13 protein-coding genes and 1 pseudogene are annotated in these 11,586 nt (G+C 62.1%); 13 read left to right on the top strand and 1 reads right to left on the bottom strand.

Features of this window, described 5'->3' with window-relative positions:
* Positions 1 to 258: 258 nt before the first annotated feature.
* Positions 259 to 1,470: a MobQ family relaxase gene (gene mobQ / locus GGR43_RS22745; RefSeq protein WP_188074014.1), complete on the bottom strand. Its 1,212-nt coding sequence runs from the start codon at positions 1,468 to 1,470 to the stop codon at positions 259 to 261.
* Positions 1,471 to 1,638: 168 nt separating this feature from the next.
* Between mobQ and GGR43_RS22740 the strand changes: the two genes are divergently transcribed.
* The 13 genes and pseudogenes from GGR43_RS22740 to GGR43_RS22680 all read left to right on the top strand — a co-directional run bounded on the left by GGR43_RS22740 (position 1,639) and on the right by GGR43_RS22680 (position 11,484).
* Entirely contained in the window at positions 1,639 to 1,914 is a 276-nt protein-coding gene (locus GGR43_RS22740) for a mobilization protein (protein WP_126000353.1), read from the top strand.
* Positions 1,907 to 2,350, top strand: coding sequence for a hypothetical protein (locus GGR43_RS22735; protein WP_126000352.1), 444 nt, complete (start codon positions 1,907 to 1,909; stop codon positions 2,348 to 2,350). The genes GGR43_RS22740 and GGR43_RS22735 overlap by 8 nt, the downstream gene beginning before the upstream one ends.
* 65 nt (positions 2,351 to 2,415) lie before the next feature.
* Positions 2,416 to 2,688 carry a CopG family ribbon-helix-helix protein gene (locus tag GGR43_RS22730; protein WP_004266914.1) on the top strand — a complete coding sequence of 91 codons (273 nt, stop codon included), beginning with the start codon at positions 2,416 to 2,418 and terminating at the stop codon, positions 2,686 to 2,688.
* Positions 2,667 to 2,972, top strand: a complete 306-nt coding sequence (locus GGR43_RS22725; RefSeq protein ID WP_126000351.1) for a type II toxin-antitoxin system RelE/ParE family toxin — start codon at positions 2,667 to 2,669, stop codon at positions 2,970 to 2,972. The genes GGR43_RS22730 and GGR43_RS22725 overlap by 22 nt, the downstream gene beginning before the upstream one ends.
* Before the next feature lie 549 nt (positions 2,973 to 3,521).
* On the top strand, positions 3,522 to 4,088 hold the full coding sequence (locus GGR43_RS22720; protein ID WP_223177580.1) for a helix-turn-helix domain-containing protein: 567 nt from the start codon (positions 3,522 to 3,524) through the stop codon (positions 4,086 to 4,088).
* Positions 4,089 to 4,123: 35 nt separating this feature from the next.
* A complete protein-coding gene (locus GGR43_RS22715) occupies positions 4,124 to 4,525 on the top strand; it encodes a hypothetical protein (RefSeq protein WP_126000349.1) in 402 nt (133 codons plus the stop codon).
* Positions 4,526 to 4,837: 312 nt separating this feature from the next.
* Complete coding sequence (locus GGR43_RS22710; RefSeq protein ID WP_012112698.1) at positions 4,838 to 6,193, top strand: IS1380-like element ISPme1 family transposase; 1,356 nt, start codon at positions 4,838 to 4,840, stop codon at positions 6,191 to 6,193.
* A gap of 121 nt (positions 6,194 to 6,314) precedes the next feature.
* The gene (locus GGR43_RS22705; RefSeq protein ID WP_223177579.1) at positions 6,315 to 7,454 is read left to right on the top strand and encodes an alpha/beta hydrolase; all 1,140 of its coding nucleotides are present in this window, start codon (positions 6,315 to 6,317) and stop codon (positions 7,452 to 7,454) included.
* A gap of 66 nt (positions 7,455 to 7,520) precedes the next feature.
* The gene (locus GGR43_RS22700) at positions 7,521 to 8,318 is read left to right on the top strand and encodes a class II aldolase/adducin family protein (RefSeq protein ID WP_031295781.1); all 798 of its coding nucleotides are present in this window, start codon (positions 7,521 to 7,523) and stop codon (positions 8,316 to 8,318) included.
* A 32-nt stretch (positions 8,319 to 8,350) separates the two neighbouring features.
* Entirely contained in the window at positions 8,351 to 8,950 is a 600-nt protein-coding gene (locus tag GGR43_RS22695) for an HD domain-containing protein (RefSeq protein WP_188074013.1), read from the top strand.
* A gap of 20 nt (positions 8,951 to 8,970) precedes the next feature.
* On the top strand, positions 8,971 to 9,822 hold the full coding sequence (locus GGR43_RS22690; RefSeq protein WP_021320046.1) for an alpha/beta fold hydrolase: 852 nt from the start codon (positions 8,971 to 8,973) through the stop codon (positions 9,820 to 9,822).
* Between the two features lie 282 nt (positions 9,823 to 10,104).
* A pseudogene (locus GGR43_RS22685) lies at positions 10,105 to 10,577 on the top strand (transposase); the annotation flags it as partial.
* A gap of 163 nt (positions 10,578 to 10,740) precedes the next feature.
* Positions 10,741 to 11,484 carry an alpha/beta hydrolase gene (locus GGR43_RS22680; RefSeq protein ID WP_246343990.1) on the top strand — a complete coding sequence of 248 codons (744 nt, stop codon included), beginning with the start codon at positions 10,741 to 10,743 and terminating at the stop codon, positions 11,482 to 11,484.
* Positions 11,485 to 11,586: the final 102 nt, after the last annotated feature.

Here is an 11,586-nt window from a genome sequence, read left to right as displayed (position 1 = left end):
CGAGATTGGAGGACAAGAGCGAGCCTGGTAGATCGCCATGTTCAATCTTTGTTCTTCAACATGGCCAAAATCGCAGCTTCGGGCCGACTGGGCCTATTAAGGGCGGGCGCTTAATGTCCCCTGTCGGAAATCACATGAATCCGCGCATGGCTGGCCTTCCGGTCGCGACCACGCCGCCGCCGCGATCTGGCTGCACGAAAAACCCTGACGGATTGAAAATCCGCACGAAAACCCCGATTTCAGGGTTTCCCGTCACCCTCATAGGCTCATGCCGCGATCCCGTTGCAGGACCAGCTCGCGCTCATGGAGCAACTGCCCCACCGCCCGCGCCATTTGGGGTTCGCGCTGGATCTGCTCGATGTAGAGATCCTTGGTGTGCTGGTTCGCCCCGTTATAGGCATCCACCGCCTTGCGGAGCGCCTCCGGGGTCGCCTTCCAGTCGCTGTTATGGTCGCCATAGCCGTGGGCGCCCGCCTCACGCTTCCCGGCTATGGTCCTGAACTTATCCGCCACCTTCTCCCGTTCCTGCGCCTGCTGGCGCTCCTGTGCCTGCTCACGCGCGCGCTCGGCGGCAAGCTGCTCCTGACGCTGCGCCTCGGCGGCATCGCGCCGATCGCGATCGACCGCGCCGCTCAAGGTCGCCGCGAACGCATGCAGCCTGCCCGATATGCGCTGCCCCGCATCGCGTAGCCACTCGGTCCCCCGCTCGATATACTGGCGCAGGCCCCGCCGCTCGATGACGCCGGCGTTGTGCTGGCCCACCATCGTCACCGGCTCATAGGCCCGCCCCTCCCGCATCGCCTGATGCTCGGCGCGGCGTTCCATCGCCGTCGCGCTCGGCCCCATATGCACGGTCGCCTCCTGCTCGATCCCCTGCCGCTGGTGACTGCGATGGTCCACCCGCTCCACGCTACCGGCGCGCTCAAGGGCGACATTCTGCATCTCGGCCCACCGGCCACGCCAGCGCTCGACCTCCCCGCTCGTCTTCTGGTCCAGTTCGCGGGTCTTCTCGCCCAGCCCTTCCGGGCCGATCCGCCGCGTCGTCGTCAGCAGATGGGCATGGTGGTTGCGCTGGTCGCCCTCGCGACCTGGTGCGTGGATCGCCACGTCCACCGCCACCCCATGCCGCTCGCTGATCTCCCGCGCGAGGCCCAGCGCAAGCTCACGCCGCGCCTCGGCCGACAACTCGGCCGGAAGCGCGATTTCATATTCGCGGGCGACGGTGGAGTTCTTGCGCGTCTCGGCCTGCTCGGCGGCGTTCCAGAGCGCGGCGCGGTCGTTGGCCCATGCCGGGGCGTCAGCGGGCACGACAAGCGCGCTATGCTCGACGCCCTGCTTGCGGGTGTAATCATGGACGAGGCCGGTGCGCTCGTCCGTGATTTCGACACCCGCACGATAGGCCGCCGCCGCCGTCGCACTGCGACCGGCGGAACGGCCTATCGTTTTCACCGCAAGATGGAAGCTCGCCATCGCCGCGCCCTACCTTTGCCATGCGGGAGCATGGCGCGGGCGATAGCCCGCTGGGGTTCAGGGGTATCCCCTGACGCACGCAAACGCAAGTTTGCATAAGTGCGCCCTTCCTCTCTTTCGCTCGGTCGGGTCCGGTGCTATCAATATCGCGCAGCGAAAGGATTGACCATGGCCGCTCCAACGCCAGAGGCTATCGAAAGCGCACGTCGCAAGGTCCAGCAGGCCAAGGCCCGGTTGCAGGCACTGGAAGCCCGCGCCGCCACCCTGAACCGCAAGGCCGATGCCCGCCGCAAGATCATCCTCGGCGGCCTGCTCCTTGATGCCGCCATGAAAGACCCAGCATGGGAATCCCGTCTCACTGACCTGATGAACCGCATTAGCCGCGATCAGGACCGTAAGGCGTTCGAGGGCTGGACCTTCAAGGGAGGCCCCGCCGATGCCTGATCCCTTCGACCCTGCCGAGTTCGACGCGCCCCCTCCCTCCGATCCCCACACGGACTATCGTGACCTGCTCGACGCCATGCGCAAGGCCGGGGCCGAAGGGGTCGCCCAGCAGGCCGCCGCCCTGTCCCGCCAGATCGAGCAGGAAGCCCGTCAGCGCGCCGAAGCGGGGCAGCAGACCCAGAACGCGCTCAACGAACTTCTGCGGGCCGCTGCGCAGCTTCAGCGGGTCAACGAGGCCATAGGCTGGGAGCGCCTGAAGGGATGGCTCTACGCCGCCCTGATCGGGCTGGGCCTGATCTTCGCCGCGGCCCTCGCCTATCGCTGGGCGCAGGAACCCAAGATCGAGCGTCAGCTATACGGATGCACCGCACGATGGGACGCCAAGGCCCAGACGTGCAGGGGCAAGTGGGTGCCCCTCTATGAGCAACAGCCCTGACATGGCTGGTATCTGCCCCTATATCGTAGTATCACTAGGTGATACCTCAATCCCGAAGGTGCGATATGGCTACCTCTCTCAAAATTGACGACACGCTCAAGGGCCGGGTTCAGCACCTCGCCGCGATCCGCGATAGGTCGGCCCACTGGATCATGTGCGAGGCGATCCGGGCCTATGTGGACCGCGAGGAAGCCCGCGAAAGCTTCAAGGCCGAAGCCCTCGCCTCATGGGCCGAATATCAGGAAACCGGGCTGCACCTGACCGGCGAGGAAATGGCCGACTGGCTCAATAGCTGGGGCACCGCTGATGAAGGCGAATGCCCGCCGTGCCACGTCTGATCGTCACTCCCCGCGCCCGTCTCGGCATGGTCCATTGCCGGACGTTTCTGGAGGGGAAGAACCCGGAAGCGGCGGCGCGGGCCGGTCAGGTGATCGCCGCCCGCCTGCTCGCCCTTCAAACCACGCCGGATATAGGCCGCCCATTCGACGGGGAAGAGGGGCTGCGTGAACTGGTGATCGGGTTCGGGTCGAGCGGCTATGTCGCGCTCTACCGGCATGACCCTGCCGATGATGCCGTCTATGTCCTTGCCCTTCGTCACCAGCGCGAAGCCGGATACCCCTGATTGCCCTCTGGTGCCCGTCAGGGCACCGCCAAGCCCTTGGATGGCGAAAACTACCCCCCAAGCGCCTCCCTGCGCTCTACGGGCCGGAAATCGCCTCCTGCACCCCCTGATAGCCAATTGCGACCTTGCAGCGTGTGCGACGTGGAAGGGATGCGGATTCCTGTCCGTCATGCGCCCTAACGCGTGCCGCGACTAGCGGCACTCATTGTTCACTTTTTGTTCTTATCTAAAGGGGCTGCTTCGCCAGCGCTTAGGTCCGCGCTCGCACCCCCTTTAGATCATTAGAAGGGCGAGATTTTTTATGTAATTATTTCAATATCTTGATGGGGGGGGGTGTGACTCCTAGGAGTCACAGGGGTGTGACTCCTAGGAGTCACAGGTCTGTCCTGTAACTTGACAGGCAAGTCTTGTTTTGCGACCGGTGTTTGTCCAATTTCTCGACACCGGAGTCACACCCCTGTGACAGATACGCGCACCTTACCCGCTGCCCCCTCTCCGACAGGGACATGGGTTCAAACTGATCGGGCCACCCATGAGGCTTGGGCGCGCATGTCGGTGAAAAGTCCCCGCGCCTCCGCGTTGCTCCACATCCTCGTTGCGCGGATCGGCCAGCACAACGCGGTGGTGGCATCGCAATCCGTCCTAGCTAAGCTCATGGGCTGCAACCGGCGCACCATCGTGCGGGCGATTCAAGACCTCGTGGAAGGCCGCTGGGTCGAAGTCCGCCAGATCGGGGACCGGGGCACCGTGAACGCCTATGTCGTCAATGATCGGGTGGCGTGGCATGGCCCCCGCGAAGGGCTACGTTATTCGCTGTTCAGCGCAACTGTGGTGCTGGCCGAGGACGAACAGCCGGACCGGGGGGAGCTAGGGCAACAGGAACCATTGCGGAAGCTGCCCCGCCTGTTCCCCGGCGAACAGCAGTTGCCCGCAGGGGACGGGCTTCCCCCTCCATCCCAGCCCTTTTTCGATGGCATGGAACCGGCCCTTCCCGCTCTGGATGAACCGGAACCTGATCCAGCGATGCAAGAGGAACTCTCCCAGCTAGTCACTGGCCTAGGCAACAAGCTTCGCGCATCCGACGCCTCGCCCGATGACGATGCAACCGGTATATAGATACTATACAAACCCACTTAACAGCGAGTGACACTATGGGTATCACCCTAAGAGAAGCATCGGAAAAGGTCGGTGTCACCCGCCAAACGCTTATGAAGGCGATCAAGACGGGCCGGGTTTCCGCCGAAAAAGCCGATAATGGCGAATGGCGCATTGAACCTGTCGAGTTGTTCCGCGTCTGGCCCCCTGTAAACGAGGTGCAGCAACCTTTACAGGATGGTTTAACAAGTAGTGACACCCCCGGTTTACAGGCTGAAAACAGGCTGTTGCGGGAGCAGGTTGCAGAGCTGCGTGAAGAACGGAACGCTTGGCGGGAACAGGCGCAGCGGCTTGCCCTGACCGATCAGCGCGCGGCCCCTCAACCCACCCCCCAGCGCGGATTCTGGTCACGCCTGTTCAGCCGCCAGGGCGACAGCCCTAGCGGCGGTGAGGCATGAGGGTAGCGGGCAACACCTGATTGTCGTGCCGTGGCGAGGCTTGCCTTGTCATTTCAAAGCCGTCACCCTGTAATTCCATAGCCTTTCGTAAGGGATAAAATGACCGAGCGATGAAAAAGCTGACCGCATCAATATGTGTTGGCCTTGGGGCACTTGGCTCGATCTTCACGGCTGTCACCATGTTTAGCCCGCCAATCGCCACTGCAAGCGCGATTGATCCCACATTCTCCAAGTAAGTCGCTGATTTCGCTGTCGTAATCGTGATATTTCGCATATAAATCATGGCGTTGACGGCTGCGAGGGGCGCGTTTCATGGATCACCTGGAGGGTGCGGGCTTGGCGCGGGGAGATCGGGTTGATTTCGACCGCCGTGTGCGTCTGGAGTTCCGTGGTGCGCAGATCAGTTCAGACGGTGGCCTGCTGGTGATGCGCGAGCTTGATGACGTGCTCGGCCTGTCCAATCTGGCGTCGGAGGCGCTGCGAGACAGCCGCACCGGGAAGAACACGCTCCATCGGCTTGACGGATTGTTCCGGCAATCGGTGTTCGGACGACTGGCCGGATACGAGGATGTGAACGATGCCGACCGCTTGGCCCTCGATCCCGTGATGCGTCAGGTCGTTGGCGGCAGGGCCGTCGAGGCGCAAGCTGCTTCGGCATCGCAGATGGGACGGTTCGAGACCGAGACGCTGGCTCTGGCCGCGAACCGGGCGGCGCTGGCCGATCTGAACGGCCAATGGATCGACCGGTTTCATGACCGCAACGGGTTGAAATACATCGTGCTGGACATGGACAGCTCGGTCAGCCCCACCCACGGCGATCAGGAAGGTGCTGCCTGGAACGGGCATTTCGACTGCACCTGCTATCACCCCATCTTCTTGTTCAACCAGTTTGGCATGCTGGAGCGCTGCGCCCTGCGTAACGGCAATGTCCACAGCGCCGATGGCTGGCGGGATGTCCTTGATCCCGTCATTGCCCGATATGCTGGCCGCGACCTTGGTGGACGCTTCTTCCGGGCCGACGCTGCCTACGCGATCCCCGCGATCTATATGCGGCTGGAAGAAGCCAGGTTCTTCTACGCCATCCGTCTGCCCGCCAACGCCGTCTTGCGCGAGAAGATCGCGCATCGGCTGACACGGCCCGTGGGACGGCCTTCGCTGACCAAGGTCAAACGGTTCTTCGAGGACTTCGAGTATCAGGCGGCGTCCTGGGACAAGCCGCGCCGCGTCATCGCCAAGATCGAATGGCATCCGGGCGAGCTGTTCCCCAAAGTCGGCTTCATCGTCACCAACCTGCCGATGGAGCCAGACTGGGTGGTGAGGTTCTACAACCAGCGCGGCACCGCAGAGCAGCACATCAAGGAAGGCAAATATGCCTTTCGCTGGACGCGGCTGTCATGCCGGAAGTTCCGGCACAACGAGGTGCGGCTGCAACTGCACGCGCTGGCCTACAACCTGGCAACCTTCCTGCGCTGCATCGAACTGCCCGAGGCCATGGCGGACTGGTCGTTGACCAGCCTGCAACTCAAGCTGATCAAGATCGGCGCCCGCGTCGTCCGCCACGCCCGCGCCATTACCTTCCAGTTGGCCGAGGTCGCCGTCACCGGCCCGATGGTGCGGGCCGTCCTTGCCGCCATCCGCCGTCTTCGAACGCCTCCGTCATGCGCATGACCACGATCCATGCCCAAGCTGAACGAAAGCGGCAGGACAGGTCCGTCTGCCGCGCGGAAAAGCGGCTCTGCCGGGCCAGAATGCTGCGGGTTCGAGGCTTGATCCACCCGACTTCGGCCGTTTGCGCGACGACAGACATCGCTCGGGGCGAAAAACGCTTGCCCAGCGAGCAAAATCAGGCGATCTTGAAGTCAAGCGGAAGGCCACTTGGGGAATGTCGGATAGAATGACTAAGCTCTTGAATGACCATCGGATCGATCCACGGATCAAGGCTGTTTTCGGCGAATATGGCGCGCCGGCCGCGTCCGATCTGCTTACGCGCGAAGAGCTGATCGAATTCATGCACACGCCCGAAGCGCAGGCGGCCGTAGCGGCCGACGCGCAATTTTTTGCGGAAGCCGTGTGCGAAGCGTCTGCGCCGTCCTCCGGCATCATCTATGAAACCAAGACCTTCATTTCGCAGCCCGACGGGAATGAGATCAAGATCCAGTATATCCGCCCCGAAGGCGCGGGCGTCCTGCCCTGCGTCTACTATATGCATGGCGGCGGGATGGCGACCTTGTCCGCCTTCGACCCCAATTATCGGGGATGGGGCAGCATCATCGCAGCGCAGGGCGTAGCGGTCGCCATGGTCGATTTCCGCAACAGCCTGCTGCCGTCTTCCGCGCCTGAAATCGCGCCCTTTCCCGCCGGCCTCAACGACTGTGTTTCCGGGCTGAAATGGGTCCACGCGCATGCGGAGGAGTTGCAGATCGATCCTGACCGGATCACGCTTGCCGGCGAGAGCGGCGGCGGCAATCTGGCGCTGGCGACCGCGCTGAAGCTTAATCGTGACGGCGACATCGGCCTTATCAACGGCGTCTATTCGCTGTGCCCCTTCATCGCAGGGCAGTGGCCGCACCCTGATCATCCGTCATCGCACAATAATGAAGGCATCTTCATCAGCATCGGCAACAATCGCCTGACGCTGGCCTATGGTATCGAGGCGTTCGAGCGGAAAGACCCGCTGGCTTGGCCCATCTTCGCGTCTGAAGACGATCTAAAAGGGCTGCCGCAAACCGTCATCAGTGTGAATGAGTGCGATCCCCTTCATGACGAAGGCGTCGCTTTCTATCGCAAGCTGCTGGCGGCGGGCGTGCCCGCGCGGTGCCGCTCCTTGATCGGGACGGTGCATGCGGTCGAGATTTTGCCGCGATGCGCGCCCGATATCAGCGCCAACACCGCCAACGACATCGCCTATCTCGCGCGGACCGGCAAGTGAGGATGGCTCCGCCCTCTGCCGATGTCGCTGGCTCGCCTTTCGACGGAATTGCTAAAGGAGATTGCAATGGCTGACGGTTCTTGGTCGCCGACACCTTCATTGAAAAGTCAGGTGAGCGAAGCGGAATGGCGGATGCGGGTCGATCTCGCCGCGCTGTATCGGCTCGTGGCTCTGCATGGTTGGGACGATATGGTCTATACCCATATCTCCGCACGGGTGCCGGGGCCGGAAGAGCATTTTCTCATCAACCCCTACGGCATCTTCTTCGAGGAAATGACGGCGTCGTCGCTGGTGAAGATCGATATGGAGGGCAATATCGTTCAGGATACGCCCTACAAGGTCAATGCGGCGGGTTTCACCATCCACTCGGCGATCCATGGCGCGCGGGAGGATGTGAAGTTCGTGATGCATCTTCATACCGATCAGGGCATCGCCGTGTCGGCGCAGAAGGAGGGGTTGCTGCCGCTCAGCCAGACCGCGCTCGCGATCCTGCCCGAGCTTGCCTATCATGACTATGAAGGCATCGCGCTCGATCTGGATGAGCGCGAGCGGCTGGTCGCTGACCTCGGCAACAACGCGGCGATGCTGCTCCGCAATCACGGGACGCTGGCGGTCGGGCTGGATGCGGGGGATTGCTGGCGGACCATGTTCATATTGGAGCGGGCCTGCAAGATTCAGGTCATGGCGCTGACCGCAGGACGCGACGGCGTGTTGATCGCGCCGGAAGAAGCGCAGGATACCGTTGCCCGTCAAATGGCGGCGCGTGGCCCGCTCCGGCTGGAGGGCGGCCAGTCCGCCTATGAACTGATCTGGCCGGGCTGCCTGCGCCGCCTGCATCGTCAACTGCCGGGCTTCGACGCCTGACTATATTGATGCTCATGCAAGAAAGTCCGACCATGTCCGACACCAAGGAAATCGAAGGCGCCACGACCCATTTCACGCAAATGGCGGATTCCACCAGAGAGGACTGGGCGATCATCGACAGCCATTACAAGCCCTTCCACGCGGGCTTGTCCAACCGGATATTGACGCATCTGAAGTTGCTGGACGGCGACTTCGGTGGCTTGCCGGTCGATCGGCTGGAACATAGCGTCCAGTCTGCCACGCGCGCCTATCGGGCGGGGATGGACGAGGAATATGTCGTGTGCGCCCTGCTGCACGACATTGGCGATACGCTGGGTTCGGGCAATCATGCCGATCTCGCGGCCGCGATCCTGAAGCCCTATGTCTCTGAAAAGAACCATTGGATGGTGGAGAAGCACGCCATCTTCCAAGGCTACTATTTCTTCCACCATATCGGCGAAGACCAGCATATGCGGGAGAAGTTCAGGGGCCACCCGCATTTCGAGTACACGGCGGATTTCTGCCACCTCTACGATCAGTCCGCGTTCGATGCCAATTATGAAAGCATGCCGCTCGAAGCGTTCGAGCCGATGGTCCACCGGCTGTTTTCGACGATGCGCTATTCCTTCTACAAAAGCCCGACCGCAGAATAATCGGCCGATAGCAGACAGACATGATCGAAACGCGCTGCGTCAGCCTGAACGACCTTGAATTCACCGTCGACATCGCGGGTCACGAGCATGAGCAGACCGTTCTGCTGCTCCATGGCTTCCCGGAATCGCGCTATATGTGGCATGCCCAGGTCGAGGCGCTGTCGGCGGCGGGCTTTCGGGTCATCGCGCCCGACCAGCGCGGCTATTCCACGGGCGCGCGCCCAGCCGACCAGGATTCCTACCGGGTGGAGTTCATCGTTCAGGATGCGGTCGACCTGATGGAGGCGCTGGACATCCCGAACTTCCATCTGGTGGGACATGACTGGGGCGGGCAGATCGCATGGTTGCTTGCAGCAGCTCATCCGGAGCGGATCCGCACGCTGAGCGTCTTGTCGCGACCGCATCCGGCGGCGTTTGCGCGGGCGATGGCGGAAGACCCGGAACAGCCGGAGCGTTCGCGTCACCACCGCTTCCTGAAGGATGCGGACGCCTATGACCGGATGCGGGTGGACGGACTTCGACCCTTGCGGGAAGCGCTGGAAACCCAATATGTGCCGCCGGAGATCGCAGCCGTTCACATCGCCAAGCTCGCCGAGCCGGGCGGGGTGGAAGGCGCGATCAACTGGTATCGCGCCAGCGGTTTCACGGGCGCGCAGACGCCGGCTATCGACCTGCCCACCCTCTATATCTGGGGCACGCAAGACGCGACGGTCGGGCGCTATGCGGCGGAACTGACGTCCGACTATGTGACCGGACCCTTCCGGTTCGAGATTGTCGAAGGGGCGGGGCATTTCATCGTCGATCAATGCCCCGACTCCGTGTCGAGCTTGTTGCTGAACCATATCAGGCAAGGCGCGGACAGCCCCGCATGACGAAGGCGTCCGCGTCTCGGATGTTTGACCCCACGGTTTGATGGTGCGATCCCTTCGTCGGAATGGAAGGACGCACCCGCAGGCTTTGGTCGCGACGCTGCGCCGGGCGCCGCGGATCAACCCCAAGACGGTGGCGAAATGGTGTAAGCGGAGAAGGCGATGGTGGTCGTGTTTCGCCGCCGCACGCGTGAACCGTAGACGGGATTGAAGACAGGAGCTGTGACGTGAGCCCCTGAAATGTGACCGATTTTAGGTAGAGTCCGACGAAAGGAGTCGGACGGAATGAAGCGCAGCAGGTTCAGCGAAGAGCAGATCATCGCGATCTTGAAGGAGCAGGAGGCTGGCATGGCGACGGCAGATGTGTGCCGGCGTCACGGGATCAGCTCTGCGACGTTCTACAAATGGAAGTCGAAATATGGCGGGCTAGAGGTGTCGGAGGCCCGGCGCCTGCGGACGCTGGAGGAGGAGAACTCCCGGCTGAAGAAGCTACTGGCCGAGGCGATGCTCGACAATGTCGTATTGAAGGATCTGGCGTCAAAAAAATGGTGACGCCCGGCGCGAAGCGGGAAGCGGTCGCCCATGCTCGTGAACATCACGGGCTGAGCGAGCGTCGGGCGTGCAGTCTGGTTGGCGTGAGCCGCAGGGTGATCCGGTATCAACCGACAAGGGTTGATGATGCGCCCTTGCGGGCGCGGTTGCGTGAGCTGGCGGCGGAACGCCGCCGGTTCGGCTACCGTCGCCTGGGCTATCTTCTTTGATAATGACGCGGCTACATGGAAGCCAGCACCAGGTTACGTGCAAGAGGCCATATGGCCCGGGCCGGTCCCCGATCCTTTGCCCGACGCAAAACCTGAATCGGTCGGCCCCCCTCCGGGTCGGGAATGGTGGCCGAGGGCGAACGACGTCAGCAAGCCTACCATGACGATCTATTCACCCAAGGGGCAGAATACGGGTACGGCTGCGGTGGTCCTCCCCGGCGGCGGCTATCAGTTCTTGGCCATGGATTTGGAAGGAACAGAAATCTGCGATTGGCTCACGTCCAAGGGCATTACCTGTATCCTGCTGAAATACCGGGTGCCGGACTCCGGTCCGACAATACGGAACGGCGAGCGCTATTATCCCAAAGTGTTCACCGCTCTACAGGACGCCCAGAGAACTATGGGCCTGATACGCCAACGCGCGAAGCAATTACAGATCGATCCTCGCAAGATCGGCGTGATCGGATTCTCTGCCGGGGGCCATCTGGCAGCGGCATTAAGCACCAATTTCGCAACGCGCTCCTATGCGCCAGTAGATGATGCGGACAGGCTGAGTTCCCGCCCCGACTTCGCCGTCATCCTTTATCCCGGTCATCTTTGGGCACATGAAGATGAGGACAGAGCCACTCGCGATCCGACAGATTTGAAATTGCGTCCCGACATAAAGGTGCAGCCCAACACCCCGCCAACATTCCTCCTTCACGCCGAAAACGACAATGTCGATAATGCGTTACAATCCCTGACTTATTACGTGGCTCTCAAGGAAGCAGGCATCCCTGCCGAACTGCATGTCTATGCCGAAGGCGGGCATGCGTTCGGTGTTCGCCCCACCAAGCTACCGATCGGGCGTTGGCCCCAACTTGTAGAGCAATGGTTGCAGTCTATCGGCACCCTTAAACCCTGACATATTAGGCCCAGTCGGCCCGAAGCTGCGATTTTGGTCATCTTGGAGAACACGTCGGGAACGGGCTGGTTGTTGTTGACGATCGCCCATGCGAGGAACGAC

Origin of the sequence: Sphingobium jiangsuense, from assembly GCF_014196495.1 — a bacterium.
Classification (GTDB): domain Bacteria; phylum Pseudomonadota; class Alphaproteobacteria; order Sphingomonadales; family Sphingomonadaceae; genus Sphingobium; species Sphingobium jiangsuense.
Note: the sequence above shows the minus strand (reverse complement) of the source record. Positions and strands in the feature narration are given on the sequence as shown.

What these genes read in the sequence shown, in the direction of transcription:
- GGR43_RS22725 (WP_126000351.1), top strand. Translation starts at nt 2,667, where the DNA reads ATGCCCGCCGTGCCACGTCTGATCGTCACTCCCCGCGCCCGTCTCGGC.
- GGR43_RS22715 (WP_126000349.1), top strand. Translation starts at nt 4,124, where the DNA reads ATGGGTATCACCCTAAGAGAAGCATCGGAAAAGGTCGGTGTCACCCGC.
- GGR43_RS22680 (WP_246343990.1), top strand. Translation starts at nt 10,741, where the DNA reads ATGACGATCTATTCACCCAAGGGGCAGAATACGGGTACGGCTGCGGTG.
- GGR43_RS22735 (WP_126000352.1), top strand. Translation starts at nt 1,907, where the DNA reads ATGCCTGATCCCTTCGACCCTGCCGAGTTCGACGCGCCCCCTCCCTCC.
- GGR43_RS22700 (WP_031295781.1), top strand. Translation starts at nt 7,521, where the DNA reads ATGGCTGACGGTTCTTGGTCGCCGACACCTTCATTGAAAAGTCAGGTG.
- GGR43_RS22710 (WP_012112698.1), top strand. Translation starts at nt 4,838, where the DNA reads ATGGATCACCTGGAGGGTGCGGGCTTGGCGCGGGGAGATCGGGTTGAT.
- GGR43_RS22720 (WP_223177580.1), top strand. Translation starts at nt 3,522, where the DNA reads ATGTCGGTGAAAAGTCCCCGCGCCTCCGCGTTGCTCCACATCCTCGTT.
- GGR43_RS22690 (WP_021320046.1), top strand. Translation starts at nt 8,971, where the DNA reads ATGATCGAAACGCGCTGCGTCAGCCTGAACGACCTTGAATTCACCGTC.
- GGR43_RS22740 (WP_126000353.1), top strand. Translation starts at nt 1,639, where the DNA reads ATGGCCGCTCCAACGCCAGAGGCTATCGAAAGCGCACGTCGCAAGGTC.
- mobQ (WP_188074014.1), bottom strand. Translation starts at nt 1,470, where the DNA reads ATGGCGAGCTTCCATCTTGCGGTGAAAACGATAGGCCGTTCCGCCGGT.
- GGR43_RS22730 (WP_004266914.1), top strand. Translation starts at nt 2,416, where the DNA reads ATGGCTACCTCTCTCAAAATTGACGACACGCTCAAGGGCCGGGTTCAG.
- GGR43_RS22695 (WP_188074013.1), top strand. Translation starts at nt 8,351, where the DNA reads ATGTCCGACACCAAGGAAATCGAAGGCGCCACGACCCATTTCACGCAA.